This window comes from Streptomyces sp. GESEQ-4 (assembly GCF_017948455.1).
Classification (GTDB): Bacteria; Actinomycetota; Actinomycetes; order Streptomycetales; family Streptomycetaceae; genus Streptomyces.
This window is the reverse complement of record NZ_JAFFSU010000003.1, coordinates 92,490-117,397: the sequence shown is the minus strand read 5'-3', so window position 1 is coordinate 117,397 and position 24,908 is coordinate 92,490. Positions and strand designations below refer to the sequence as shown.

Annotated in this window: 26 protein-coding genes; 20 read left to right on the top strand and 6 right to left on the bottom strand. The window is 69.7% G+C overall.

All coding sequences use genetic code 11. From position 1 onward, the window contains the following. Positions 1–38 precede the first annotated feature (38 nt). Entirely contained in the window at positions 39–734 is a 696-nt protein-coding gene (locus KCH48_RS08710; RefSeq protein WP_307840839.1) for a TetR/AcrR family transcriptional regulator, read from the top strand. 67 nt (positions 735–801) lie between these two features. Here the strand turns inward: KCH48_RS08710 and KCH48_RS08705 are convergent, their stop codons facing one another. From KCH48_RS08705 to KCH48_RS08695, 3 genes are all read right to left on the bottom strand, one after another. After that, complete coding sequence (locus KCH48_RS08705; RefSeq protein ID WP_210572230.1) at positions 802–1,140, bottom strand: helix-turn-helix domain-containing protein; 339 nt, start codon at positions 1,138–1,140, stop codon at positions 802–804. 47 nt (positions 1,141–1,187) lie between these two features. Then, on the bottom strand, positions 1,188–1,439 hold the full coding sequence (locus tag KCH48_RS08700; protein ID WP_210571751.1) for a hypothetical protein: 252 nt from the start codon (positions 1,437–1,439) through the stop codon (positions 1,188–1,190). A gap of 188 nt (positions 1,440–1,627) precedes the next feature. After that, positions 1,628–1,816: a hypothetical protein gene (locus KCH48_RS08695; protein ID WP_210571749.1), complete on the bottom strand. Its 189-nt coding sequence runs from the start codon at positions 1,814–1,816 to the stop codon at positions 1,628–1,630. A 153-nt stretch (positions 1,817–1,969) separates the two neighbouring features. Between KCH48_RS08695 and KCH48_RS08690 the strand changes: the two genes are divergently transcribed. Continuing rightward, complete coding sequence (locus tag KCH48_RS08690) at positions 1,970–2,989, top strand: STM4015 family protein (RefSeq protein ID WP_210571747.1); 1,020 nt, start codon at positions 1,970–1,972, stop codon at positions 2,987–2,989. Between the two features lie 16 nt (positions 2,990–3,005). Here the strand turns inward: KCH48_RS08690 and KCH48_RS08685 are convergent, their stop codons facing one another. Beyond that, positions 3,006–4,064 carry a hypothetical protein gene (locus KCH48_RS08685; RefSeq protein ID WP_210571745.1) on the bottom strand — a complete coding sequence of 353 codons (1,059 nt, stop codon included), beginning with the start codon at positions 4,062–4,064 and terminating at the stop codon, positions 3,006–3,008. Between the two features lie 268 nt (positions 4,065–4,332). Between KCH48_RS08685 and KCH48_RS42875 the strand changes: the two genes are divergently transcribed. From KCH48_RS42875 to KCH48_RS08595, 18 genes are all read left to right on the top strand, one after another. Continuing rightward, on the top strand, positions 4,333–5,394 hold the full coding sequence (locus KCH48_RS42875; protein WP_210571740.1) for an RNA polymerase sigma factor: 1,062 nt from the start codon (positions 4,333–4,335) through the stop codon (positions 5,392–5,394). A 207-nt stretch (positions 5,395–5,601) separates the two neighbouring features. After that, the gene (locus tag KCH48_RS08675; RefSeq protein WP_210571738.1) at positions 5,602–6,516 is read left to right on the top strand and encodes an ABC transporter ATP-binding protein; all 915 of its coding nucleotides are present in this window, start codon (positions 5,602–5,604) and stop codon (positions 6,514–6,516) included. Further along, positions 6,513–7,283, top strand: a complete 771-nt coding sequence (locus KCH48_RS08670; RefSeq protein WP_210571731.1) for an ABC transporter permease — start codon at positions 6,513–6,515, stop codon at positions 7,281–7,283. Before KCH48_RS08675 ends, KCH48_RS08670 begins: the two co-directional genes overlap by 4 nt. A 3-nt stretch (positions 7,284–7,286) precedes the next feature. Continuing rightward, complete coding sequence (locus KCH48_RS08665; RefSeq protein ID WP_210571729.1) at positions 7,287–8,102, top strand: ABC transporter permease; 816 nt, start codon at positions 7,287–7,289, stop codon at positions 8,100–8,102. Positions 8,103–8,110: 8 nt separating this feature from the next. Then, positions 8,111–9,322: an MCE family protein gene (locus KCH48_RS08660; protein WP_210571727.1), complete on the top strand. Its 1,212-nt coding sequence runs from the start codon at positions 8,111–8,113 to the stop codon at positions 9,320–9,322. Further along, positions 9,319–10,356: an MCE family protein gene (locus KCH48_RS08655; RefSeq protein ID WP_210571726.1), complete on the top strand. Its 1,038-nt coding sequence runs from the start codon at positions 9,319–9,321 to the stop codon at positions 10,354–10,356. Before KCH48_RS08660 ends, KCH48_RS08655 begins: the two co-directional genes overlap by 4 nt. Next, positions 10,353–11,426: an MCE family protein gene (locus tag KCH48_RS08650; RefSeq protein ID WP_210571724.1), complete on the top strand. Its 1,074-nt coding sequence runs from the start codon at positions 10,353–10,355 to the stop codon at positions 11,424–11,426. The genes KCH48_RS08655 and KCH48_RS08650 overlap by 4 nt, the downstream gene beginning before the upstream one ends. Further along, complete coding sequence (locus KCH48_RS08645) at positions 11,423–12,544, top strand: MCE family protein (RefSeq protein ID WP_210571722.1); 1,122 nt, start codon at positions 11,423–11,425, stop codon at positions 12,542–12,544. Before KCH48_RS08650 ends, KCH48_RS08645 begins: the two co-directional genes overlap by 4 nt. Further along, on the top strand, positions 12,541–13,824 hold the full coding sequence (locus KCH48_RS08640; RefSeq protein ID WP_210571720.1) for an MCE family protein: 1,284 nt from the start codon (positions 12,541–12,543) through the stop codon (positions 13,822–13,824). Before KCH48_RS08645 ends, KCH48_RS08640 begins: the two co-directional genes overlap by 4 nt. Continuing rightward, positions 13,821–15,095: an MCE family protein gene (locus KCH48_RS08635; protein ID WP_210571718.1), complete on the top strand. Its 1,275-nt coding sequence runs from the start codon at positions 13,821–13,823 to the stop codon at positions 15,093–15,095. The genes KCH48_RS08640 and KCH48_RS08635 overlap by 4 nt, the downstream gene beginning before the upstream one ends. After that, positions 15,062–15,628 carry a hypothetical protein gene (locus tag KCH48_RS08630; protein ID WP_307840838.1) on the top strand — a complete coding sequence of 189 codons (567 nt, stop codon included), beginning with the start codon at positions 15,062–15,064 and terminating at the stop codon, positions 15,626–15,628. Before KCH48_RS08635 ends, KCH48_RS08630 begins: the two co-directional genes overlap by 34 nt. A 55-nt stretch (positions 15,629–15,683) precedes the next feature. Then, on the top strand, positions 15,684–16,415 hold the full coding sequence (locus KCH48_RS08625; RefSeq protein ID WP_210571715.1) for a hypothetical protein: 732 nt from the start codon (positions 15,684–15,686) through the stop codon (positions 16,413–16,415). A gap of 154 nt (positions 16,416–16,569) precedes the next feature. Further along, entirely contained in the window at positions 16,570–17,409 is an 840-nt protein-coding gene (locus tag KCH48_RS08620; RefSeq protein WP_210571713.1) for a TIM barrel protein, read from the top strand. Between the two features lie 26 nt (positions 17,410–17,435). After that, positions 17,436–18,329, top strand: a complete 894-nt coding sequence (locus KCH48_RS08615) for a 2-hydroxy-3-oxopropionate reductase (RefSeq protein ID WP_210571711.1) — start codon at positions 17,436–17,438, stop codon at positions 18,327–18,329. 184 nt (positions 18,330–18,513) lie between these two features. Beyond that, a complete protein-coding gene (locus KCH48_RS08610) occupies positions 18,514–19,971 on the top strand; it encodes a catalase (protein ID WP_210571703.1) in 1,458 nt (485 codons plus the stop codon). Between the two features lie 353 nt (positions 19,972–20,324). After that, positions 20,325–20,579 carry a hypothetical protein gene (locus tag KCH48_RS08605; RefSeq protein ID WP_210571700.1) on the top strand — a complete coding sequence of 85 codons (255 nt, stop codon included), beginning with the start codon at positions 20,325–20,327 and terminating at the stop codon, positions 20,577–20,579. Positions 20,580–20,936: 357 nt separating this feature from the next. After that, a complete protein-coding gene (locus KCH48_RS08600) occupies positions 20,937–21,560 on the top strand; it encodes a DUF2891 family protein (protein ID WP_210571698.1) in 624 nt (207 codons plus the stop codon). A gap of 5 nt (positions 21,561–21,565) precedes the next feature. Then, positions 21,566–21,913 (top strand): hypothetical protein, encoded by a 348-nt coding sequence (locus KCH48_RS08595; RefSeq protein ID WP_210571697.1) that lies wholly within the window; start codon positions 21,566–21,568, stop codon positions 21,911–21,913. Here KCH48_RS08595 and KCH48_RS08590 read toward each other — a convergent pair. Beyond that, positions 21,901–24,033: a hypothetical protein gene (locus KCH48_RS08590; RefSeq protein WP_210571695.1), complete on the bottom strand. Its 2,133-nt coding sequence runs from the start codon at positions 24,031–24,033 to the stop codon at positions 21,901–21,903. The genes KCH48_RS08595 and KCH48_RS08590 overlap by 13 nt on opposite strands. Positions 24,034–24,048: 15 nt before the next feature. Continuing rightward, positions 24,049–24,906, bottom strand: a complete 858-nt coding sequence (locus KCH48_RS08585; RefSeq protein WP_210571693.1) for an AAA family ATPase — start codon at positions 24,904–24,906, stop codon at positions 24,049–24,051. Positions 24,907–24,908: the final 2 nt, after the last annotated feature.

Genomic DNA, 24,908 nt, shown 5'->3' with positions numbered 1-24,908 from the left:
TGCGCAACCGATATCTAGAATCTGTTAACGTTGGAAACGTGAACGCGAAGAACAACCGGGACCGGATCATCGAGGCGGCCGCCGCCCTCCTCACCGAGGGCGGCCGGGATGCCGTGTCGACCCGTGCGGTCAGCGCGGCGGCCGGTGTGCAGGCGCCGGCGATCTACCGCATCTTCGGGGACAAGCAAGGCCTGCTGGACGCCGTCGCCAGCCACGGCTTCGCGACCTACCTGCGCAGCAAGACCGCCAACCGGCCGACCGACGACCCGGTGGCGGACCTGCGCCGTGGGTGGGATCTCCACATCGGCTTCGGCCTCGCCAACCCCGCGTTCTACGCGCTGATCTACGGCGACCAGCGGCCGGGCGCCGAACCCCCGGCCGCGCGTGAGGCATCCGTCATCCTGGCCGGCATGGTCCGCCGCATCGCCGAGGCGGGACGCCTGCGGATGAGCGAAGACCGCGCCGCCTTCCTCATCCACTCCACCGGCCGCGGCGTGACCCTCACCCTGATCTCCCAGCCCGAGAACGAACGCGACGTGTCCCTGTCGACCATCGCCCGGGAGTCGGTCATCGCCACGGTCACCACCGACCCCCCGCAGCACGTAATCCCGAACGGCGGCCCGGTCGGCCACGCGATCGCCCTGCGCGCCGCCCTCCCGCAGACCACTGCCCTGACGGACGCCGAAGGCGCCCTTCTCACCGAGTGGCTGGACCGCATCGCCACCACCGGCTGAGCGGTCCCGTCAGCGCGGTGAGCGCCTACCTGAGCCGTACCGCGCCGGCTCAGTCCTCCTACTGCGACTACTCGTCGCCCTTACGCGCCTTGGCCCGCTGCTCGCTGGTGTAGTTGATGTAGTTGTAGACGGTGAACCGGCTGACACCGAGCGCACCCGCCACGGTCTCGACACCGTGCCGTACGGAGAAGGCGCCGCGCGCCTCAAGTATCCGTACGACCTCCTGCTTCGCCTTGCGGTCCAGGTCGGCCAGCGGCTTGCCCTGCTTGCGCTCCATGGAGGCCAGGATGTGATCGAGGGAGTCGGCCAGCTGCGGCAGCCGTACGGCGACGACGTCGGCGCCGTCCCAGGAGAGCACGACGTCGTCGGGGCCGGCCTCGTCGGGCGGGAGCATCATGCCGCCCATGGCGTCGACCAGCGGCTTCACGGCCGTGATGAAGGGCTCGTCCTCACTCACCGCTCGCCCTCCCCGATCACGCTGACCTGGAGCGAGACCCGGGTGGCACCCGACTCCAGGGTCTTGCGCAGCAGCGCGTCCACGGCGGTGAGCACGGCATCGGCGGTGCCTTCCGCCGTGTTGCCGAACGGCCCGACGTCCACCGCGTCCAGTTCCCCGGCCTCGATGACCTCGCGGGCCACCAGCGCGTGCGCGGGTACCTCGTCCAGGTCGAAGGGCTCGGTCGTGAACTCCACTCTCAATCGCATTGTGCCCCCAGGTTACGCCTCTGACCTGCACGTTTACGGACGCGTCAGTCGACCGCTGCACAGCCGCGACGCACCCCAGGCCAATCGGTTTCACGGGGACGGAGTCGCTTCGTCCGCCCCGGGGCGACACTAACGGACCACGGCCTCCCTCCGCCCTCCATGGGGCCAAGCCGTTCGGTCTGTCGGGTTCAGGACTTCATGGATGCCATAGCGGCCTGAAACGCCTTCATGCAAGGCAGGCAATGCCTGTCTGCCTTCTCACGCCCGCCGGGCTCCTCACGCTTCTCCACCCCGCACAGCGTCAGATCCTTGTCAGCCGTCAGCACGTGCCACATCGGTTCTCCCGAGGTGTCCGTGCCGCACCACATCTCGTGCATTGTCATCTCCTCCGCGGGAATGGAGGTCCGCTCCCATATGAACACGGACGCGCCAGGCCGACGCCTTGCGGCGGCCATACGGGTGACACCGGCGGTCGGCTGATAGAACTGCCCATATCAGCCTTCGTACTTCACAGGATGGGAGCGGCACGAATGGGAATAACTGCCCCACTCACGGCGCTGCACGGCCTCCCCGCGTTCACCTTTCCGCATGCCGACGAGACGGTGACGCTGCCCGAACCCGATGCCGTGGCCTGGCGGATCACCAGCTGTTGGGACCCACCCGCTTACGGCCTCAGCCGCATCGAAGATCTGTGGGAGACCTCTTTCATCCGCTTCTGCTCGTCGGTCGACACCACACGGGTCCGTGCGCTGATCATCGGAGACTGGGGCGACGCGGACGACACGGATCCGTCCGAGGCCATCGGACTGCTCCTGGCTGTGCGTGACCGGTTCCCCGCCCTGCGGGCGATTTTCGTGGGGGACATCACGACAGAGGATTGCCAGATCCAGTCGATCTCCCAGACCGATGTCGCGCCATTGCTGGCCGGCTTTCCCGCACTGGAAGAACTCGGAGTGCGTGCGGGAGAAGGACACGGCTATGGGTCGGGGGAAGACACGGCGGATCACTTCCGGCTGGAATTCTCCGCGTTACGCCATGACGGACTGCGCAGGCTGTGGGTACAGAGCGCTGGGCTGCGTGGGGACATGGTCCGCGGGCTGGGGGCGAGTGAACTGCCCGCGCTGGAGCACCTTGAACTGTGGCTGGGCATGGAGTGTTACGGCGGCGATTCCAAGATCGTCGATCTGGAGCCGATCCTGTCCGGCACCCGGTTGCCCCGACTACGGCATCTGGCTCTGCGCAACAGTGAGATCGAGGACGACGTAGCCGCTGCCCTGGCGACAGCCTCGATCGTTCCTCAACTCGACGTGATCGACCTGTCCTTGGGTGAACTCTCCGACGACGGCGGCGCCGCCCTCCTCAGTGGCCAACCGCTGACCCACCTCAGCAAGCTGGACCTCCACCACAACTTTCTGAGCGAGCCCACGCGGCAGCGCATACGCGAGACTCTCGAACCTGCGGGAGTCGAGGTGAATCTCGACCCGGACGGCGCGGAAGAGTGGGTGGACGCCAACGGCACCGTCCACCGCGGTTGCGCTGTATTCGACTAGCCACCCAGGGACCTGATCAGTCGGTGAGCCGGGCCTCGGCGGCGGAGATGATCTCCTGGCGCTGCATATGGCGCTGTTCGTACTGCCGCACCTGACGGGCTTCGCCGGAGGGGGCGTTCTGGAGTCGCGCGGTGATCTCACTCGGGTCCATGGCGTCGTAGCGGGCCCACGGCTCGGCCCCGCGCAGCTGCTCTATGGCTTCCAGCACGCCCTTCCGGTGGGCATGTTCGCGCTCGTAGACCTCGATCACCGTCAGGTCCGCCTGGGACAGAGTGCGCAGCCGCTGCCGGATCTGGTCCGTGCTGAGCTGGCTGAACCCGGTGATCGGCAGGTCCTCCTCCCGCTTGACCGCTCCCAGGAACTCCTCGCTCATCGGACCGGGCCGCGGCGTCTCCCTCCGCACGCCTTCGGCCACACCCTTCACCTGTCGGCCGCCGCGCTGCACGAGGTCACGGGCTTGGCCGAGAGCGGTCCATATCGTCTGGGCGGCGCTGTCGGCCAGACCGCCGCTTCGGTCCTCGCTGGTGCGTGAGCCGTTGGTGGACGCCGCCACGGCGCGGGCGTGTTCGGCGACACTGCTCTCCAGGGACTGGAGCAGTTCCTCGTCCTGGCGGCGCAGCGAGCCGAGCAGGTCGGCGGTCGGCTGGTCATCGACGTGTTCCGCGAGAACTTCACCGGCGCGGGAGGCCGCCAGTGCCCGGGCCGCGGCGGCGTACTCGTCCTCCGCGTTTCTCAGCTGCTGCCGCGCGTCGGCCGGCCCGCCGCCGGGCAGGACCCTCCTCACGACCGCCGTCCCGATCGTGAACGGCAGCATCGCCGTGCGCACCGCACCGGAGGCGACGGAACGGGTCAGACCGGTCGCCGTGCCGATCGCGCCGCGGGGCTGCAGTTCGCGCACCTGGTGTCGGATGCGTTGAACGCTGTACTGGACCTCGACGGTCCGGTTCTCCAGCATCTGCCGGTGCGGGCCCGGCGGTGTGACCCTCGCATCCGCCCGGAACCGGTCGAGGACCGCGGTGTGCGCCAGGCGGGCATCCTCCAATGCCGGTATCAGTTCTTCCGTCGCAGCTGCCATGAGGTGCTCCCTGAGCGAAGGAGTGAGGCGGCGCTTCGCCGCACACGACAAGCGGCTGCCTCACCACCCCCAACACTGGGCAACCGGCACCATCCTGCGGGACCCACGTCATGATCGCCCGGTGAGACGTGCTGCCCGGCGCGGCTTCGCTGCCCGGCAACGATGCGAACTCGTTGGACGCCACCCCCTCCACAACCGCCGCTACCGGACGGTAATGTCGCGCCCCGCCGGACGCACGTGGCCGGCGGGTTAGCGCGAAGGGGCCCTCATGGCGATGGACATGCCGGCGGAGATACAGGCGGCCCACGACCGGTGGGAGCGCATGTGGACGCACCGTGAGCACTTGCTCAAGGTGGCCCGCCGCAGGTCGATGTCCCTGGAGGACGCCGAGGACGCCGTGCACGAGGCGATGCTGCGCGCGGCGGAACGCCCCGACCTGGACGACGAGCGGCTCGCCGCCTGGCTGACCACGGTGACGATTCGGCTGTGCGTCGATCGTTACCGGCAGGTCAGCCGGGAGGCCGAGGTACGCAAAAGCCCGACGCTGATCGCTCCCGGTCCTGTGCCGGTCGAGGAGGCGGTGTGCGACCGGGCCGAGGCCAGATGGCTGGCCGTGCGCAGCGGGGAGCTGCCCGCGCGCCAGGCGGAGGCGATCCGGCTGAAGTCGGAGGACCTGGATGTGAGCCAGGTCGCCGTGCGGATGGGGCTGAGCTACCGGACGGTCGAGTCGCTGCTGGCCCGGGCCCGCCGGACACTGCGCAACTCGCTGGCCGGCACGCTCGGTCTCGCGCTGTTCCTGTGCGGCCGGGGGAGGCCGCGGGTGAGTCATGCGCAGGCCCTGGCGGTGGCCTCGACGGCGGCGACGCTGGCCGTGGCCGGCTTCGTGCTGCCGTACGCCGACGACTGGAACGGACAGGGCGCAGCGCCTCGGGTCGCCGTATCCCCGCAGCCGGAGGCGTGGCAACAGCCGGAAGAGGACGGCCGGGCAACGGCTCCGGGCGGGCGGGCGGCCCCGGACGCCTCGACCGCCGCCGCCCCGGAGACAAGGCGAACCCCGGACGCCCGGTCACTGCTGCCGCTGTCCGTGCCGCCCCTGCCGAAGCTCACCGCCGCCCCGGACCTGACCGCTCCCGAGCTGCCTGACATGCCCGACGTGCCCGATGCGCCCCACGTGCCAGAACTCCCGACCATCTCGGACGCCCCGAACGTCCCGGACGCGCACGACCTCCCACGCCCCGTGCCCAGCGCCCCCGCCCTCCCCGCCACCCCCAAGGCTCCGGACGCCCCCACCACGCCCTCCGCCCCCACCCCGGTCGACGCGCTGCAATAACCTTCCCCGTTCCAAACAATTCGCGTCCGCCGCTCCCACCACGCGGATCGACGCGCCGCCACAGCCCCGCTCAACCCGCCCGAAAGAAGATCCGCGCCCCCCTCCCCCAACCCCATCCCAAAAAAATCCCCCTCCGCCGCGACGGACACCCCGCCCCTCCCCGTAGAGCAGATGTCAGGGCTGCTCCACGGCTGAAGGGTGAACCGGATGGGTGTCGAGATCTGTGTGGAAGGGCTGACGAAGTCCTTCGGTCACCAGGTCATCTGGCAGGACGTCTCGCTGACGCTGCCCGCCGGGGAGGTCTCGGTCATGCTCGGCCCGTCGGGCACGGGCAAGTCGGTGTTTCTCAAGACGCTCGTGGGACTGCTCAAGCCGGAGCACGGGTCGATCACGGTTCAAGGCCGGGACATCACCAAACTGCGTGAGCACGACCTGTACGAGGTGCGGAAGCTCTTCGGCGTGCTGTTCCAGGACGGCGCGCTGTTCGGGTCGATGAACCTGTACGACAACATCGCCTTCCCGTTGCGCGAGCACACCCGTAAGCCGGAGAGCGAGGTCCGGCGGATCGTGCTCGAGAAGATGGACATGGTCGGTCTGATCGGCGCCGAGGAGAAGCTGCCCGGGGAGATCTCCGGCGGTATGCGTAAACGGGCGGGGCTGGCCCGCGCGCTGGTCCTGGACCCGGAGATCATTCTGTTCGACGAGCCGGACTCGGGGCTGGATCCCGTCCGCGTCGCCTATCTCAACCAGCTGATCGTCGACCTCAACGCCCAGATCGACGCGACCTTCCTCATCGTCACGCACGACATCGCCTCGGCCCGCCAGGTCCCGGACAACATCGGGCTGCTGTTCCGCCGCGAGCTGGTGATGTTCGGGCCGCGTGATCGTCTCCTGACCAGCGACGAACCCGTCGTACGGCAGTTCCTCAACGGCCGGATGCAGGGGCCGATCGGCATGGCGGAGGAGAAGGACGCCGCGCAGGTCGAGCAGGAACTCGCCGCGATAGGCGAGGTCACCGACCCCGAGCACCTCACACCCCGGCTGCTGCCCAGCCCCGGCATCCCCCGGCCGCCCCGCTGGCAGGCCATCGCGCGCCGTGAGGAGGAGGTGGCGCACGCATGAGCCTCAACCCCGTCGGCGCGCTACGTCACTCCGGCAGTCTCTTCGCGATGGCCCTGGATGTCGTACGGACCGTCCCCAAACGGCCGTTCCAGGTGCGGGAGTTCATTCAGCAGGCCTGGTTCATCGCGAGCGTCACGATCCTGCCGACCGCCCTCGTCTCCATCCCCTTCGGCGCGGTCATCGCCCTCCAGATCGGCAGCCTCACCCGACAGCTCGGCGCCCAGTCCTTCTCCGGTGCGGCCTCCGTGCTCGCGGTGCTGCGTGAGGCCTCGCCGATCGTGACCGCGCTGTTGATCGCGGGCGCCGGTGGTACGGCGATCTGCGCGGACCTCGGGGCGCGGAAGATCCGCGAGGAGATCGACGCGATGCAGGTGCTGGGCATCGACCCGATCCACCGGCTGGTCGTGCCGCGCGTGCTGGCCTCGATGGTGGTGGCGGTGCTGCTCAACGGGCTGGTGTCGGTGGTCGGTGTGGCGGGCGGCTACTTCTTCAACGTCGTTCTCCAGGACGGCACGCCAGGCGCGTATCTGGCCTCGTTCACCACGCTCGCCCAGCTGTCCGACCTGTGGGCGGCCGAGTTCAAGGCGCTCGTGTTCGGCGCGATCGCCGCGATCGTCGCCTCGTACAAGGGACTCACCGCGAAGGGCGGCCCGAAGGGTGTGGGCGACGCGGTGAACCAGTCGGTGGTGATCACCTTCATGTTGCTGTTCGTGACCAACTTCGTGATGACCGCGGTGTACTTCCAGGTCGTTCCGCAGAGGGGCTGAGCGATGAGACTTCTCGACCGCCCCCTGAAGTCCCTCGAGGACCTGGGCGCTCAACTCACCTTCTACGGCCGCTCGCTGGCCTGGACCGGCCGCACCCTGCGCCGCTACAAGAAGGAGATCCTGCGGCTGCTCGCCGAGGTCAGCTTCGGCCGGGGCGCGCTCGCGGTCGTGGGCGGCACGGTCGGCGTGATCGCCTTCCTGTCGTTCTTCACCGGCACGGAGGTGGGGCTCCAGGGGTACGCCGCGCTCAACCAGCTCGGCACGTCCAACTTCGTGGCGTTCCTGTCGGCGTACTTCAACACCCGGGAGATCGCCCCGCTGGTGGCCGGGCTCGCGCTGTCCGCGACGGTCGGCGCCGGGTTCACCGCGCAGCTCGGCGCGATGCGGATCAGCGAGGAGACCGACGCCCTGGAGGTCATGGGCGTGCCCTCGCTGCCGTTCCTGGTGACCACGCGGATGATCGCCGGTTTCGTGGCCGTGATCCCGCTGTACGTGGTCGGGCTGCTGTCCTCGTACTTCGCCGCCCGCACCATCACGACCGGCTACTACGGGCAGTCGGCGGGCACGTACGACCACTACTTCCAGCAGTACCTGCCCCCGGTCGACGTGCTGTGGTCCTTCGGCAAGGTGCTGGTCTTCGCCGTCGTGATCATCCTCGTGCACTGCTTCTACGGCTACTACGCGAGCGGCGGTCCGGCTGGCGTCGGCGTCGCGGTGGGGCGGGCCGTGCGGACGTCGATCGTGGCGATCAACGTCCTTGACTTCTTCCTGTCGTTGGCGATCTGGGGCGCCAACACGACCGTACGGATCGCGGGGTGAGCCGCCGGATGAGGGTACTGAGGCTGCGGTTGTACGGCGTCGTCTTCATCGCCGTACTCGCCCTGCTGCTGTCGCTGTCCGTCGCCGTCTACCGGCAGGCGTTCACGCCGGTGGTGCGGATCACGCTGGAGGCCGACAGCCTGGGCAACCAGCTGGACCGGCGTGCCGACGTCAAGCTGCGCGGGCTGCTGGTCGGCGAGGTGCGCGCGGTGCGGGCCGACGGGACGAAGGCGACGCTCGACATCGCGCTCAAGCCGGAGCATGTGTCGTACATCCCGGCCGATGTGCACGCGCGGCTGCTGCCCAAGACGCTGTTCGGCGAGAAGTACGTCGATCTGGTCGTCCCCGCCGGCTCGTCCGCGCGGTCGATCCGCGCCGGGGACGTGATCACCCAGGACCGTACCCGAGTCGGCATCGAGCTCCAGCAGCTGCTGAACGACCTGCTGCCGCTGCTGCGGACCGTCCGACCCGGCGAGCTCAACGCCACGCTGTCCGCGTTCGCCACGGCCCTCGAAGGGCGCGGCGACCGGATCGGCGCCAACCTCACGCGCGTGGAGGCGTACTTGCGGAAGTTCAACCCGCATCTGCCGTCCCTGAAGGAGGACATCGCGCGGTTCGCCGACGTCGCCGAGGTGTACGGCGACGCGGCGCCCGACCTGATGCGGATCCTGCGCAACACGGTGACCACCAGCCGCACGCTGGTGGAGAAGAAGGATCAGCTCGCCGCCGCGCTCGCCTCGACCACGACCGCCGCCGGCACGGCGGACGGCTTCCTCGACCGGACCGGTGACCGGCTGATCACCCTGGGCCGGGTGTCCCGTCCGACGCTCGATCTCTTCGCCCGCTACTCGCCCGAGTACCCGTGCCTGCTCGACGGCCTGGTCCGGCAGGAGGAGGCCTCGGAGGAGGCGTTCCGCGGGGGGAGGATGCGGATCACCCTGGAAGTCGTACGGCAGCGGCCGGCGTACGAACCCGGTGAGGAGCCCCGGTACGGGGAGCGGTCGGGGCCCGACTGCCGGGGTCTGCCGCATCCGCGCGTGCCCGCGCCGCACACCAAGCTCGATGACGGTACGTCGGAGGTGTCCGGCACCCGCGCCGAACAGCGCGCCGTCGGCTCGCTCGTGGCCCCCGTCCTGGGCGTGCCCGCCGACGAGGTGCCGCCGGTCGCGACGCTGCTGTTCGGGCCGATGGCGCGCGGGACGGCGGTGAGCGTCGCATGAGCACGACGAAGGCACGCCGGACCGCCGGTCCGCTGATCAAGTTCAGCCTCTTCGCACTGGTGACGATGGTGGCGACGGCCCTGCTCGCCGCCACCATCGTGAACATCTCCTTCACCCCCACCGACACCTACCGCGCCGTGTTCAGCGACGTCACCGGCCTGGAGGAGGGCGACGACATCCGGGCGGCCGGGGTGCGGGTCGGCGAGGTCGAGGGCATCCGGATCAAGGACCGGACCCGCGCCGAGGTCACGTTCACGGTCAGCGAGGAGCGTCCGCTGCTCACGAGCACGGGCGCGGTCGTCCGCTACCGGAACCTCGTCGGGCAGCGGTACGTCGCCCTGACCGAGGGCGCGGGCGACGGCACTCGGCTGCGGCCCGGCGCGACGATCCCGCTGTCGCGGACGCAGCCCGCGCTGGACCTCAACGCCCTGCTGAACGGCTTCAAGCCGCTGTTCGCCGCGCTCAGCCCGAAGGACGTCAACCAGCTCGCCACCGAGATCATCAAGACCCTCCAGGGCGAGGGCGGCACGGTCGACAGCCTGCTCGCGCACACGGCTTCGCTCACCACGACGCTCGCCGGGCGGGACAAGCTGATCGGCTCCGTGATCGACAACCTCAACACCGTGCTGGGGACGCTCGACCAGCGCGGCGCCCGTTTCTCCGGGCTGCTCAAGCAGCTGCGCCGGGTGATCTCGGGGCTGTCCGCCGACCGTGAGCCGATCGGTGCGTCGCTGGTGAGCATCGGCGACCTGACGGAGGCGACGTCGGGGCTCTTGCGGGACGCGCGTCCGCCCCTGAAGGACGACATCGCCGAGCTGACCGATCTCACCGGGACGCTCAATGACAACGAGAAGACCGTGGAGGGCGTGCTGAAGCGGCTGCCGAACAAGCTGGGCGAGCTGACGGGGACGGCGTCCTACGGCTCGTGGTTCAACTTCTACCTCTGCGACTTCGACGGCCGGATCGTGCTGCCGAAGACGAAGCAGGTGCTCACTCCCGAGCTGCACGTGGCGAGGGCGAGGTGCGCGGGATGAGCATCCGGGTCCGAAGGAAACGCAAGCCCCAGCCGCTGTTCAAGGTGCGCGTCGAGCCGCCGAGGCTGCCGCGTGTCCGGCTTCCGCACCTGCCGCCCTTCCGCGAGCAGAACCCGGTGGTGATCGGCGCCGTCGGCCTGACCACGCTCGCGCTGCTGGCCGTGGCCGCGTTCAACGCCGACAGCCTGCCGGTGATCGGCGACGGCGAGACGTACAGCGCGGCCTTCGCGGAGGCGGGCGGCCTCAAGCCCGGCGACGAGGTACGGATCGCCGGGGTCAAGGTCGGCAAGGTGGAGGAGGTCGATCTGGACGGCGACCACGTCAAGGTCACCTTCAAGATCAAGGATGACCCCGGGTTCGGCACCGCGACCGGGGCCTCGATCCGGGTCAAGACGATCCTCGGCGCCAAGTATCTGGCCCTGCATCCCAAGGGCCGGGGGCAGTTGAAGCCCGGCACGGAGATCCCGATGACACGGACCGTCCCCGCGTACGACGTCGTACAGGCCTTCAGCGATCTGACCACCACCACGGAAGAGGTGGACACCGACCGGCTGGCGACGGCCCTGGACACCATCTCCACCACCTTCCAGGACTCGCCCGCCGAGGTACGGGCGTCCATCAAGGGCCTGTCGAAGATCTCCCGTACGGTCGCCTCGCGCGACAAGGCGCTGGGCGAACTCCTCGACCATGCCAACGGCGTTACGGGCGTACTGGCCCAGCGCACCGATGACTTCACCGCCCTGGTCAAGGACGGCGACGCGCTGTTCAAGGAGATCAGCAAGCGGCGCCAGGCCATTCACAAGCTGCTGAAGACCTCCGCCGCGCTCGGCGTCGAACTCTCCGGCCTGGTCGAGGACAACGCCAAGGAGTTCGGCCCTGCACTCAAGGGCCTGAACCAGGTGGTCGAGATGCTCGAACGCAACCAGTCGAGCCTGGACCGCAGCGTCCGGCTGCTCGCGCCCTACGTCCGGGTCTTCTCCAACACCCTCGGCAACGGCCGCTGGTTCGACTCCTACGTCCAGAACCTGGTCGCCGCCCCGGTGGTGCCGAGCACGGGAGGCTCACGATGAAGCGGCGCCTGGCACTGCTCCTCGCCCTGACCCTGGTCGCCGCGGCCGCGTTCGTGCTGTGGCCGCGCCCCGGGAAGGTGCGCGTCACCGCGTACTTCCCGCGCACCGTCGGCATCTACCCCGGCTCGGACGTCCGCGTCCTCGGCGTCCGCATCGGCGAGGTGAAGGCGATCACGCCGGAGGGCGGCCGGGTGCGGGTGGAGCTGGAGTACGACGAGGGGCGCAAGGTGCCGGACGACGCGCGGGTCGCGATCATCAACTCCTCGGTGGTCAGCGATCGTTATGTGCAGCTGCTGCCGGTGTACCGCGAGGGTCCGGCGCTGCGGGACGGCGCCGTCATCCCCGAGGCGCGCACGGCCGTACCGGTCGAGCTGGACCGGATCTTCGACAGCCTGCACACCACGGCCGAGGCGCTCGGCCCCGAGGGCGCCAACAAGGACGGCTCCCTGGCGCGGCTGCTCGGGGTGAGCGCGGACAACCTTCAGGGCCAGGGCGGGAACATCCACCGGACCGTGCAGGACCTCTCGGAGGCGGTCACCACGCTGTCCGACGGCCGGGGGGACCTGTTCGGCACCGTGCGGAACCTCCAGGTGTTCACGGCGGCGCTGGCGGCCGACGACAAGAGCGTGCGGTCGTTCAACACCAGCCTCGCCGAGGTGGCGGAGCAGCTGGCCGGTGAGCGCAAAGACCTCGCGGCGGCGCTGCGCAACCTCGGCACCGCGCTCGGCGACGTGTCCGCGTTCGTGAAGGCCAACAAGAAGTCGCTGACCTCGAACGTGAAGGGTCTCAGCAAGGTGACCAAGGTGCTCGTCGACCAACGGGCCGCGCTGGAGGAGCTGTTGGAGGTCGCCCCCACGGGCCTGTCGAATCTCCAGAACGCCTACAACGCGTCCTCCGGGACGCTCGACACCCGCAACAACGCGCAGATGTCGCAGGATCCGGCCGCGCTGCTGTGCTCCGTCCTGCGGACCACCGGTGACGAGGGCGGCGAGAACCCGGACTGTGCGGAGCTGAAGAAGCTCTTCGGCTCCCTGCCCGAGGTGCCGAAGGCTCCCGCCGTGCCGAGTACGAGCACGGTCGACCGGACCCTCGGCGGAATCCTGGGGGGCCGCGCATGAGGCGCAAGACAGGCACGCTCGCCTGGGCGGCGATCGGTTCGCTGCTGCTGTCCGGCTGCGAGTTCAACGGCTGGTACGACGTCGAGCTGCCGGGCGGCGCGGCCTCGGACGGCCGCGCGTACCGCGTCACCGTCGAGTTCCGCGACGTCCTCGATCTGGTGCCGCAGTCCGCCGTGAAGGTCGACAACGTGACCGTGGGCGCGGTGGAGAAGGTCGAGCTGGACGGCTGGCACGCGCGTGTACGGCTGCGGGTCGCCGACTCGGTGAAGCTGCCCGCCAACGCGGTCGCCGAGCTGAGGCAGACCAGCATGCTCGGCGAGAAGTACGTGGCACTGTCCGCCCCGCCAGGCTCCGATCCCGTGGGCCGACTCCGCGACGGCGACCGCGTCCCGCTCAGCCGCAGCGGTCGCAACCCGGAGATCGAGGAGGTGCTGTCCGCGCTCTCAGCGCTGCTCAACGGCGGCGGGGTGGCCCAGCTCAAGACGATCACCGTGGAGCTGAACAAGGCCCTGGCGGGACGCGAGAACCGGGTCAGGTCCCTGCTCAAGGAGCTGAACACGTTCCTCGGCGGCCTGGACGACCAGCGCGAGGACATCATCCGGGCGCTCGAGGCCGTCGACCGGCTCGCGGGGCGGCTCGGGAAGGAGAAGAAGACGATCGCCCAGGCCGTCGACACCATGCCACCCGCGCTCAAGGTGCTCGCCGACCAGCGGCGCGACCTGACCAAGATGCTCACCGCCCTGTCGAAGCTGGGCACGACCGGCACCAAGGTGGTCAAGGCCTCCCGGGACGACACGGTCGCCAACCTCAAGCAGCTGCGGCCCATCCTGGAGCAGCTCGACAAGGCGGGCGCCGATCTCCCCAACTCCCTTGAACTGCTGACCACTTACCCCTTCCCGCGCAACGCGGTCGACGCCATCAAGGGCGACTACGTGAACCTCGCCATCACCGCGGACCTCGATCTCGCGAGCATCTACGGCAACCTGACGGAGAAGCCGGGTGACGAGGGCGGTACCCCCGAGGCGCCGGACCTGCCGGACACCCCAGAACTCCCCGACGTACCCGAACTACCCGATCTACCCGACCTGCCGAGCGTGCCGACGCCCGCACCCGGCCTGCCCGACGCACCGACGGCCCCTTCCGCGCCGTCCGACGGCGGCCCGCTCTGCCCACCGGTGTGCACCGCCGCCTACGGCACCGGCACCGGCACCGACCGGGAGTTGCCGCCGGGGATCGACCTCGCGCTCGCGGAGCTGATGCTGAAGGGGATACAGCCGTGATCACACGTACGGTCAAGGCCCAACTGCTCGCCTTCGCCACCGTCACCGCCGTCGGCGTGTCCTACGTCGGCGCCGAGTACACGGGCCTCGTGGACAGCCTCCTCGGCCGCGGCTACACCGTGCGCGCCGACTTCCCCGACTCCGGGGGCATCTTCGAGGGCGCCGAGGCCACCTACCGCGGGGTGCCGGTGGGCCGGGTCGGCGCGTTGAAGCTGACCGGCGCGAGCGGGGTCTCGGTCTCCCTCGACATCGAGGACGGGGCGCCGCGCATCCCGGCGGACACGCTTGCCGTGGTGGCGAACCGTTCGGCGGTGGGCGAGCAGTACGTCGACCTCCAGCCACGCACGGCCGGTGGGCCGTATCTGCTCCAGGGCAGCACGATCCCCCGCGGCCGCACGCGCGTGCCGCTGCCCACGACGGACCTGGTGCTCAGCCTCGACCGGCTGGTCAACTCGGTCGGCAAGGACGATCTGCGCGTCACCGTCGACGAGTTGGGCAAGGCCTTCTCCGGCACCGGCCCGCATCTGAGCAGGCTGGTCGACTCGGGCAACGCGCTCGTCGAGTCGGCGTCCGAGTCGCTGCCCGAGACGATCTCGCTGATCGAGGACTCCCGGAAGGTGCTCAAGACGCAGGCCGACCAGGGCTCGTCCATCAAGGCGTTCTCACGCGATCTCGCCCTGCTCACCGCGGAGTTGAAGTCGAGCGACGGGGACCTGCGCAAGCTGATCGGCAACGCGACACCGGCGGCCGTCGAGCTCAACTCGCTGCTGAAGTCGGTCGAGCCGCGGCTGTCGGTGCTGCTGGCCAACCTGATCAGCGGCGGGCAGGTCACGCTCGCGCGGCTGCCCGGCGTGGAGCAGGCCCTGGTCACCTTCCCGGTCGTGGTCGCGGGCAGCCACACCGTCGTCCCCGGCGACGGCACCACCCACTTCGGCCTGGTGGTGAACGCCGACGACCCGCCGCCCTGCACCCAGGGCTACGGCACCGCCCGGCGCGACCCGGCGGACACCAGCACGCGCGAGGCGAACACCGACGCGCGCTGCACGGCCCCACGCGGCAGCGCCACCTCGGTGCGCGGCGCGCAGAACGCCCCCGGCGCGACATCGCGCGGCGGGGCCGACCAGGCGGCGTACGTCACGCCGTACGACCCGGAGACCGGCACTTTCACCGGCCCGGACGGAACGCCCGTCGAGATCGGCTCGACGGGCGGCCAGCAGACCGTCTTCGGAAAGGAGTCGTGGCAATGGCTGCTCGTCGGACCGATGGCATGAGCGGGCTCGTGTTCCAAGCGACCCGGAGCCTGATCACCCGAGCCGGAAGAGCCGGACGCTCCCGAGCCCTGTCCGTGGGGCTCGTCGTGGCGACCGTCCTCACCACCGCGACCGCGCTCTGGCTGAGCAGCCTGCTCTACGACCAGCGCCAGGCCGAGCAGCGCCGACAGGACATCCTGACGGCGGCCCGGCAGTCGGCGCTGAACTTCACCTCCCTCGACTACCGGCGCTACGACCGGGACAGCGGCAATGTGCTCAAGAGCGCGACCGGCGACTTCAAGAAGGAATTCGCCGCGCAGACCGAGGAGTTGACCGAGCTCGTCGCACGGAACAAGTCCGTGTCCGAGGGCCAGGTCCTCGACGCGGGCATCGTCCGCTCCGACGAGCGCACGGCCCGCGTCCTCGTGGTCGCCGACAGCAAGGTGACCAACACCGCCGTGCCCAAGGGGGAGGCACGCACGTACCGGCTGCAGCTCGACCTCGTCCACGAGGACGGCCGCTGGCTGACCTCCGACGTCGAGTTCGTGGGCTGACCACCGCCGACCGACCGCCGTATCACCGCCGTATCACCCAGTGAGGAGCAAGACCGTGGCGAAACCCACCACCCGAGGCCGCGGCGCCGGTTCCCCGACCCGGCACACGATGACGGCGGCGGCCCGCGCCGCGGCCAGGCGCGCGGAACGCGGCCACCACGACGCCGGCCCGGCGACCGCGGTGGCCGAGGCACCTCCGCCCGCCGGGCGCACCGTGGTCATCGAGCCGCCGGACGGCTGGGACGACCCGCCGGAGCCGACACCGGACGACTTCGCGGAGGACGACTCCGGTTCCGGTCCGCGGCGCTCCCGGCGAGGACTGCTCACCGCGCTCGTGGCCGTCCTGCTCCTGGCGGGCCTGGTCGCCGTCGCCGTACTCGGACAGCGGTACCGGGAGGGCGAGCGGGCCGAGCAGGCAGGCGTGCAGGCGCTCGACGCCGCGCGGAAGGCGGCGCCCGTCGTGCTGTCGTACGACCACCGGCGGCTGGACCGGGACTTCGCCGCGGCGGGCGACCGGCTGACCGGGACGTTCCGCGACGAGTACCGGAAGACCACGCAGACCGTGGTCGGGCCGACGGCGAAGAAGTACGACGGGGTGGTGAAGGCGACGGTCGCCACGGCCTCCGTCGTGTCGGCGTCCCCGGACGAGGTCATGACCCTGCTCTTCGTCAACCAGGTCACCGAGAGCACCCAGGTCTCGGGTTCCCGGGTGGATCTGAACCGGGTGCGGATGACGATGACCCGCACGTCAGAGGGTTGGAAGGTGAGTGCCGTGGACGCGCTGTGATCAGTCCCGTTCGCCCTGCCCCCGTGCCCTTGCGCGGGGGCTTTTTTGCGTGTGCGCTCTTGACACTTCTCCCCGACCCCAGGCAGTCTTCCGTTAAGCAGAAACTAACTTCCGCAATACGGAAATGCGAACACGGAAGGGAGCGCCGGCCCACATGCCAGGTTCTGAATGGGGCACAGCCGCAGAGCAGCGCTTCAACGTCAACCTGTCGATCCTCTTCACGGAACTCCCGCTCCTGGAGCGCCCCGCGGCGGCCGCCGCGGCCGGCTTCACCGCGGTCGAGCTGTGGTGGCCCTGGGTCGACTCCCCCACCCCTGAGCAGTCCGAGCTCGACGCCCTCAAGAAGGCGATCAAGGACGCGGGCGTCCAGCTCACGGGCCTGAACTTCTACGCCGGACAGCTCCCGGGCCCGGACCGCGGCGCCCTGTCGATCCCCGGCGAGGAGTCGGAGAAGTTCCGCGCCAACGTCGACGTGGCCGCCGACTTCGCACAGTCCCTCGGCTGCAAGGCGCTCAACGCCCTGTACGGCAACCGCGTCGACGGCGTGGACCCGGCCGAGCAGGACGCGCTGGCGCTGGAGAACCTCGTCCTCGCGGCGCGGGCGGCCGACCGGATCGGCGCGATCCTGCTGATCGAGGCCCTGAACCAGCCCGAGTCGCCGCGGTACCCACTGGTGTCGGCCCCCGCCGCCGTCGGCATCGTCGACAAGGTCAACGCGGCGACGGGGCTCGGCAACGCGCGCTTCCTCATGGACCTCTACCACCTGTCCATGAACGACGAGGACCTGCCGCAGGTGATCGAGCGGCACACGGCCAAGACCGGCCACGTACAGATCGCCGACAACCCGGGCCGCGGCGCCCCGGGCACGGGCTCGCTGCCCCTGGAAGACCTCCTCGACCAGCTGAAGAAGGCGGGTTACGACGGCTGGATCGGCCTCGAGTACAAGCCGGGCGACCGCCCGAGCGCCGAGGCCTTCGACTGGCTGCCCCGCTGACCCCCGCACCGAAAGGCACCCCCATCATGAGCAACGCACTCCCCAAGATCGCCTGGATCGGCCTCGGCATCATGGGCTCCCCCATGTCCGAGAACCTGATCAAGGCGGGTTACGACGTCACCGGCTTCACCCTGGAGCAGGACAAGCTGGACCGGCTCGCCGCCGCCAGTGGCACCGCCGCCGGCTCGATCGCCGAGGCCGTCAAGGACGCCGACGTGGTCGTCACGATGGTGCCCGCCTCCCCGCAGGTCGAGGCCATCGCGTACGGCCCGGACGGCATCCTGGAGAACGCGAAGTCCGGCGCGCTGCTGATCGACATGTCCTCGATCACCCCGCAGACCTCGGTCGACCTGGCGAAGGCGGCGAAGGACAAGGGCATCCGCGTGCTGGACGCGCCGGTGTCCGGCGGTGAGGCCGGCGCGATCGAGGCGGTGCTGTCGATCATGGTCGGCGGTGAGCAGGCCGACTTCGACCAGGCCAAGCCGATCTTCGACGGCCTCGGCAAGACCATCGTGCTGTGCGGTCCGCACGGCTCGGGTCAGACCGTGAAGGCCGCCAACCAGCTGATCGTCGCCGTGAACATCCAGGCGTGCGCCGAGGCCGTGGTCTTCCTGGAGAAGTCGGGCGTGGACCTGACGGCCGCGCTGGACGTCCTCAACGGCGGGCTGGCCGGCTCCACCGTGCTGACCCGCAAGAAGGACAACTTCCTGAACCGGGACTTCAAGCCGGGCTTCCGGATCGACCTGCACCACAAGGACATGGGCATCGTCACGGACGCCGCCCGCAACGTCGGCGCGGCCCTGCCCGTCGGCGCGGTGGTCGCCCAACTGGTCGCGTCCCTGCGCGCGCAGGGCGACGGCGGCCTGGACCACAGCGCACTGCTGCGTGCCGTCGAGCGCCTCTCCGGCGCCCGGCTCTGACGAGCGGCCCAGAGACTTCCGGGCCGCGGCGGCGCTGACAACTGTCCTGTCGCGCCCAGGCGCCGCCGCGGCCCGGAATCAACTTCAACAAACTGTTGACGCCCACTTCGCCCCACTCCTAGGCTCCACAAAGCGGAAGTTCTTTTCCGAAACTTTCCGCTGGCACCCGCACGGAAGGTCCACGATGTCGAAGCGCGTGCTCACCACCGAGTCCGGCGCCCCGGTCGCCGACAACCAGAACTCCGCCTCCGCCGGCATCGGCGGCCCCCTCCTGCTCCAGGACCAGCACCTCCTGGAGAAGCTGGCGCGCTTCAACCGGGAGCGGATCCCGGAGCGTGTGGTGCACGCCCGCGGCTCTGGTGCGTACGGCTATTTCGAGGTGACCGACGACGTCACCGGCTTCACCCACGCCGAATTCCTGAGCACGGTCGGCAAGCGCACCGAGGTCTTCCTGCGCTTCTCGACCGTCGCCGACAACCTGGGCGGTGCGGACGCGGTCCGCGACCCGCGCGGTTTCGCGGTCAAGTTCTATACGGAAGACGGCAATTACGACCTCGTCGGGAACAACACCCCGGTCTTCTTCATCAAGGACCCGATCAAGTTCCCTGACTTCATCCACTCGCAGAAGCGCGACCCGTTCACCGGCAGGCAGGAGCCGGACAACGTCTGGGACTTCTGGGCGCACGCCCCCGAGGCCACGCACCAGGTGACCTGGCTGATGGGCGACCGCGGCATCCCGGCGTCGTACCGCCACATGAACGGCTACGGCTCGCACACTTACCAGTGGACGAACGCCGACGGCGAGGTCTTCTTCGTCAAGTACCACTTCAAGACCAACCAGGGCATCCGCTGCCTGAGCAGCGAGCAGGCCGCGGAGATCGCGGGCAAGAACCCCAACTCCCATCAGACGGACCTGCTTCAGGCGATCGAGCGGGGCGTCAACCCGTCCTGGACCCTGCACGTCCAGGTCATGCCGGCGGCCGAGGCGGCGGACTACCGCTTCTACCCCTTCGACCTGACCAAGGTCTGGCCGCACAAGGACTACCCGCTGCGGCGTGTGGGCCGGCTGGTGCTGGACCGCAACCCGGACAACGTCTTCGCCGAGGTCGAGCAGGCCGCGTTCTCCCCGAACAACTTCGTTCCGGGCATCGGGCCGTCCCCCGACAAGATGCTCCAGGGCCGCCTGTTCGCCTACGCGGACGCCCACCGCTACCGTCTGGGCGTCAACCACACCCAGCTCGCCGTGAACGCTCCGAAGGCGACGACCGCGCAGAACTACGGTCGCGACGGCTTCATGGCGTCCAACTCCCAGGGCCGCCACGCCAAGAACTACGAGCCCAACTCGTACGACGGCCCGGCAGAGACCGGCCGCCCGCTGTCGGCCCCGCTGGCGGTGAGCGGCCACACGGGCACGCACGAGGCCCCGCTGCACACCAAGGACGACGATTTCTTCCAGGCGGGCGAGCTGTACCGGCTGATGTCGGCCGAGGAGAAGTCCCGCCTGATCGCGAACATCGCCGGCGGCCTCTCCCAGGTCTCCCGCGACGACGTGATCGAGAAGAACCTGGCCCACTTCCACGCCGCCGACCCGGAGTACGGCAAGCGGGTGGAGGAGGCAGTCCACGCCCTGCGCGAGGACTGAGAGGACCGACCAAGACGGCCCGCGACAGCCGAACGGCCCGGATGAGGGGTGGCCGGAGGCAGGGCGCGGGCAGGCCGGGGACCGCGGCGGCGTGCGAGCCAGTGCGGTGGTGAAGGACCCGAGTTCCCCTTCTCGACCTGAGGGAAGGCGTTCCAGGCTCCGTCGCATCCGCCGCGGTCCCAGCCACACAGACTCCGTCCGGCGGCGCGAACGTCCTGTCGCGCCCAGCCTCGCACCGCCGGATGGCCACACCCTCACCGGGCTGAAGAGCACCGGATACGGACGGTCCCGTATCCGGCGCTCTTCGGTGTTCCCGGGGTGCGGAACCGTCGCGTCCGCAGCAGCCTGAAGGCATGGCACATCCAACGGAGCACCCGCACATCGTGGTGCATCCGCCGGCTCTGGACGGCTCCCGGCGGGTCACCTCGGGCGACGAGACACTGGGGATCGCCACGCACGAGGACGACGTGAGCGAGATCCTGCGGCTGGCCGACCTGTATGTCACGGACCTCGCGGAGAGCGACTTCATCGAGTGGCAGGGCGGCGGCCCCGACGACTGGCCGGGCCTGTCGGAACACCACGAGCACCATCGGCACCACGAGCACTGAGCCACGTACGCCACCGGTCGTACGCGGTCTGCGGAACCCTCAAATCAACCTCTGAACAGCGTGCCGCAAGGTATCAACCACCCTCTCGAAGAGGCACATTGATGTCATGCCGGGCCCGCCGGCACGGGGGCGGCGGGCCTCTGCTACGGGGGAAGCGCGAAGGGCGGTCCAGCCTTCCGGCTGGACCGCCCTTCGCGGTAGAGGCCGATCTCGGGCGAGTTGATCGGCGTCCCGCGGGCGCAGGCCGGTGCCCTTCGCACGCCCGCATACACCCCGCGCGCATGGCAGGCTCGTCGCGACGCTTGTATCGTGAGGCAGCGGGAGGCTTCAACCACCAGCTGGCGGAAGGCAGTTGCCATGCCCGACAACAGCGCCGCAGTCACCGACGACGGCTGGTCGAGCCTCTGCGCCGATCGTGCCTCGATGCTGTCGGCCTTCGCGACCGTCGTCGCGGCAGCGCTGTTGCGCAAGGACACCGAGCACCGGGCGTTCCACGGCTGCATCGACTGGCACAGTGCGGTTCACGGCACCTACGCACTGTTCGCGGTATCCCGGCTCACAGGGGACGCCACCCACCAGGACCACGCCCTTCACGCCACGGGCGGACTGCGCGACATCGATGCCGACACCGCTGTTCTTCGCGCCGGCGACCTCGCCCACGAGGTGCCGTACGGCGCGGCGTGGGCCCTCCACCTCGACCTGGAGGCCCGCCGGGCCGGGATCTCGGTCTTCAACGAGCTGGCGGACGTCGCCGCCGCCCTCGTCGCGGACCATTTGCGCGGTATCGCCCCCGGCGCTCCCGCCCTCCGCTCCCCCGCCTATAGCAGTGCGGTCTGGGCCACCTCGGCACTGTTGGCCTGGGCGTCCCGGTGTGAACGAGGCCCCCGGCTCGCCACGGCGCAGGAGTCCGCGCGACGGGTCCTGGCGGCACGCCCCCGGGCGACGGACGGACGCCTGGCTTCTTCTCCCCGGCGCACCTGACAGCGATGCTGGCGCTGCAGTGCGGCCTGCACGGCACGGACGCTGAACCGTACGCACGCCCCGTCGAGCGCACCTTGCCCCTGCCCAGGGCCCGGATCCGCACACCGCACGAGGGCGGTCTCAACTTCTCCCGTTCCTGGGGGTGTTACGCCGCCTGGCTCATGACCGGGCGGTCGACGCACCGCGCCACCTACGTCCGCCTGCTGACCACACACTTCGCGCAGCCCGCCCTGTGGCGGGACAACTACGACGCGTTCGCCCACTGGGTGCCGCAGTTCGGCACGTTCGCCCTCGCCATGACCGACCCGATCTGGTTCACGCCACCGGACGGCACGCGGGCTCAGGTCCAGTAGCTCTTCATCGCGTCGCCGAACTCGTCGACGAGGAAGTCCAGATACTCGGGGTCCAGTATGTCGCCGCGGGACCGGTGTTGGTGCGTGATCATGTACAGCAGTCCGAGCTTGCGCCGCTCCTCCGTGGTGAAGCGGGCCGGGGACACCCGTACGATCCGCTTGTGCCGGCCGGCGAACCGCCGGGGGATGGCCTCCGGCACGAGCAGCGTGGGCGGCGCCACCAGCACGACGGACCGCTTGGCGTAGTGCAGCGCGGCGACGAGCATCACCTCCCACCAGCGGGCGAAGCTCAGGTCCAGCCGGTAGAGGTCAGACATCTCCTCGAGGAACAGATCTGCGCTGCCGAACACGTCGATCTGGGGGACCCGGACGTACAGTTCGTCGCCCAGCCGCCGTTCCACATCCGCCTGGGTGAGGCGGTAGTCGAGGAACTGCACCCGTCCGTGCAAGCGGAACCAGTCGAGCTCCAGTGCCGATCCACGTCGGCCCACCGCCGACACCCGCGGGCCGCCGGACTCGTAGAGATGCCACTCGACCGTGAGTGGCCGCTGCTCGGAACCGCACCACAGCAGCTCCATTCTCTTTCCGGGGTCAGCCGGACGGACCGTGTCATAGCCGTCGCCGATCCACACGATCGGCTCGTCGAAGTCGACGGGCTGTGGCCGGCCGACGCGTTCACGGCGGACGTACAGGCGTGGCCGAGGTCCCAGATGGCTGCGCAGTGTACGGCGCACGTCGACGCCGTTGGCCAATGAACCGGTGAACTCGAGGCTCTTCGCGTCGTTGTCCGCAGGCAGCCGGGCCAGCGAGTGCGCCTTGGCACGCATCTCGTTGATGAACAGACTCATGACTGGCCACGCCTCTGTGTACTCGCGCGTGCCGGAGCGCACGCTCCTCGGCGGGGCCGGCGGGGTGTCCAGATCGACCGTGATCGCCGGCGGCATGCCCACCGCCTCCTCGGGCCCGTCCTGCCCGCCCGGGCCTTCGTCGACCGGCCGTCGCACGATCACGTAGGACTGCTCCATGTGCGTGCAGTTGCGGGCCACGTACAAACCCGGGTTGCGGCGGGGTGCCACGGACTCCACATCGAAGACGGCCTCCTTGGTGCCCCGCACCCGGCCGATGCGCTCCACCCGGACCTGGTCGTAGTAGCCGAGGAGATGACGGAAGGCACGCTCGTGGAAGACTGCGGGGAAGCAGCCGGCGGCGGCCAGCAGCACCACGTCGAAGCGGGGGGACAGCAGCCGGTCGATCTCCATCAGACGGGTCAGCACGCCGACGAAGGCCTGGTAGTGCCGGATGGACAGGCGCAGGTCCCGCGCGCCGGTGCTGAGCTCGTCGTAGATACCGAGCAGGGCGTCGAGCTTGTCGAAGGTGTGAGCCTGCCCCTGAGCCCGCAGGCGTTCGTAGACCTCGACCAGGCGCGGGATGTGGTCGAGGTAGCGCATCAGTACGGGCAGGCTCGGTGGGACGACGGTGTAGCGGGGGTGCTGGGGCGCGCTCTGTCCGACCTCGACCGGTGGCACGGGCCGACGCAACAGTCGCCGGAGCGGCTGTACATGGGTCGCGTCACAGACGAACAGGATGCGCTCGTGGCGTCCGGCGAGTTCCTGCAGCCGGGCGGCCATATGCAGTTCCCGCCAGCTGTCGACGGGCTCGAAGCGGGCGGGTGGGCGCAGGAGTTGGTCGGCGACCAGTTCCAGATATGCCTCGGCTCCATGGTGCAGGGCGTAGCCGTCGTCGGGCCATTCCTCGTCGTTGAGGCAGAAGCGGTCCACGAGATGGCCGGGAGCGACCTCCTGGTCGACGCACCACAGCGGCAGGTCGCGCTCGAGTGCGATGCGGATGGCCTCCACCATGCCGTCGGCCGGGGTGACCGGGAAGACCTCACGGCGGTCGGTGTCGCTGACCGAAGAGATGACCAGCGAGACCGTGGGCAGCGCGGCGACAGCCTCCAGAACGCGTGGCCGCGCAGAGTCGGGCAGCGCGACGGCGACCGCGTCGTTCTCGCCCAGGCCCATCTCGTGGGCGGCCCGTTGGACTTGGACGGCGAAACCGAGGTGGTGGCGAACCACCGGCACGAAGTGCACCGGACCCTGGCGCAGAAAGGGCTTGGACATTGGTGGCGGCCCGGGTCAGCGTCCGCGGCCGAGCACGCGGGCGGCGAGTTTGCGCAGGATGCCGATCTTCTCGCCGCCGACCTGCTCCTCGTAGTTGACCGCGTACGTCATCAAGGCCAGCGCCTGGCGGACCGACACCTCGTACCGTTCCTCCGCGTACCACTGCTCGAAGGCGATGATGAACTCAGGGGAGAGGTTGAGGCGCGCGCTCAGGATGGTGCGGAGTTCGTCGAAGGTCGGGGGCTTGACCTCGATCACCGGGAGGGTGCGCTGCTCGATGTACTCCGGCAGGACGTGCCCGGCGTTGCTCAAGGAGGGGTTGAGCGCGCAACAGAAGCGGAAGCGGGCTCTGGCCTCGTCGTCGGGCGGGCCGATGTGCAGTCCTGTCATGGCGGAGTAGATGGACTGCCTGCCGTCGAGCACCGACGCCAATGGGCTGAGCGCGCGGTCCGGGACCCGGTTTATCTCGTCGAAGAAGAACAGCGCACCCTCGTACAGGGCCGTGGCAAGGGGGCTGGCCCGCAGGACGAGAGGGACTCCGGTGTCCAACAGGGCCTGGGGGTCCGGGGTGAGCAGGACCGCCAGATCCTCGGGGGTGAGCTCCTCGTGGCCCTGGACGATGTACAGGGGCAGGCCGAGGCCACGGGCGATCTCGTAGACAAGTTCATTCTTGCCCATGCCTGGGGCGCCCTCCAGGCGAAAGTTGAGGGGCGGGCGGGCATCCGCCAGGAGCTGTTCGCCGTCGAGGCTGACGCCCCAGGCGATACGGCACATCTCCAGCTCCTCGTCACGGCCGATGAACGGCCGGCGGGGCACGTCGTAGGGTTCGGCCAGCAGGACCCTGCTCCCGTCGATCTCCACTTCTCGGGGCATTC

Excerpts from the sequence above, each read along its gene's own strand:
- KCH48_RS08645 (WP_210571722.1), top strand. The coding sequence starts at position 11,423 with ATGAAGCGGCGCCTGGCACTGCTCCTCGCCCTGACCCTGGTCGCCGCG.
- KCH48_RS08585 (WP_210571693.1), bottom strand. The coding sequence starts at position 24,906 with ATGCCCCGAGAAGTGGAGATCGACGGGAGCAGGGTCCTGCTGGCCGAA.
- KCH48_RS08595 (WP_210571697.1), top strand. The coding sequence starts at position 21,566 with ATGCTGGCGCTGCAGTGCGGCCTGCACGGCACGGACGCTGAACCGTAC.
- KCH48_RS08705 (WP_210572230.1), bottom strand. The coding sequence starts at position 1,140 with ATGGGCGGCATGATGCTCCCGCCCGACGAGGCCGGCCCCGACGACGTC.
- KCH48_RS08615 (WP_210571711.1), top strand. The coding sequence starts at position 17,436 with ATGAGCAACGCACTCCCCAAGATCGCCTGGATCGGCCTCGGCATCATG.
- KCH48_RS08605 (WP_210571700.1), top strand. The coding sequence starts at position 20,325 with ATGGCACATCCAACGGAGCACCCGCACATCGTGGTGCATCCGCCGGCT.
- KCH48_RS08670 (WP_210571731.1), top strand. The coding sequence starts at position 6,513 with ATGAGCCTCAACCCCGTCGGCGCGCTACGTCACTCCGGCAGTCTCTTC.
- KCH48_RS08610 (WP_210571703.1), top strand. The coding sequence starts at position 18,514 with ATGTCGAAGCGCGTGCTCACCACCGAGTCCGGCGCCCCGGTCGCCGAC.
- KCH48_RS42875 (WP_210571740.1), top strand. The coding sequence starts at position 4,333 with ATGGCGATGGACATGCCGGCGGAGATACAGGCGGCCCACGACCGGTGG.
- KCH48_RS08685 (WP_210571745.1), bottom strand. The coding sequence starts at position 4,064 with ATGGCAGCTGCGACGGAAGAACTGATACCGGCATTGGAGGATGCCCGC.
- KCH48_RS08690 (WP_210571747.1), top strand. The coding sequence starts at position 1,970 with ATGGGAATAACTGCCCCACTCACGGCGCTGCACGGCCTCCCCGCGTTC.
- KCH48_RS08675 (WP_210571738.1), top strand. The coding sequence starts at position 5,602 with ATGGGTGTCGAGATCTGTGTGGAAGGGCTGACGAAGTCCTTCGGTCAC.
- KCH48_RS08695 (WP_210571749.1), bottom strand. The coding sequence starts at position 1,816 with ATGCACGAGATGTGGTGCGGCACGGACACCTCGGGAGAACCGATGTGG.
- KCH48_RS08640 (WP_210571720.1), top strand. The coding sequence starts at position 12,541 with ATGAGGCGCAAGACAGGCACGCTCGCCTGGGCGGCGATCGGTTCGCTG.
- KCH48_RS08665 (WP_210571729.1), top strand. The coding sequence starts at position 7,287 with ATGAGACTTCTCGACCGCCCCCTGAAGTCCCTCGAGGACCTGGGCGCT.
- KCH48_RS08650 (WP_210571724.1), top strand. The coding sequence starts at position 10,353 with ATGAGCATCCGGGTCCGAAGGAAACGCAAGCCCCAGCCGCTGTTCAAG.
- KCH48_RS08620 (WP_210571713.1), top strand. The coding sequence starts at position 16,570 with ATGCCAGGTTCTGAATGGGGCACAGCCGCAGAGCAGCGCTTCAACGTC.
- KCH48_RS08655 (WP_210571726.1), top strand. The coding sequence starts at position 9,319 with ATGAGCACGACGAAGGCACGCCGGACCGCCGGTCCGCTGATCAAGTTC.
- KCH48_RS08700 (WP_210571751.1), bottom strand. The coding sequence starts at position 1,439 with ATGCGATTGAGAGTGGAGTTCACGACCGAGCCCTTCGACCTGGACGAG.
- KCH48_RS08590 (WP_210571695.1), bottom strand. The coding sequence starts at position 24,033 with ATGTCCAAGCCCTTTCTGCGCCAGGGTCCGGTGCACTTCGTGCCGGTG.
- KCH48_RS08660 (WP_210571727.1), top strand. The coding sequence starts at position 8,111 with ATGAGGGTACTGAGGCTGCGGTTGTACGGCGTCGTCTTCATCGCCGTA.
- KCH48_RS08600 (WP_210571698.1), top strand. The coding sequence starts at position 20,937 with ATGCCCGACAACAGCGCCGCAGTCACCGACGACGGCTGGTCGAGCCTC.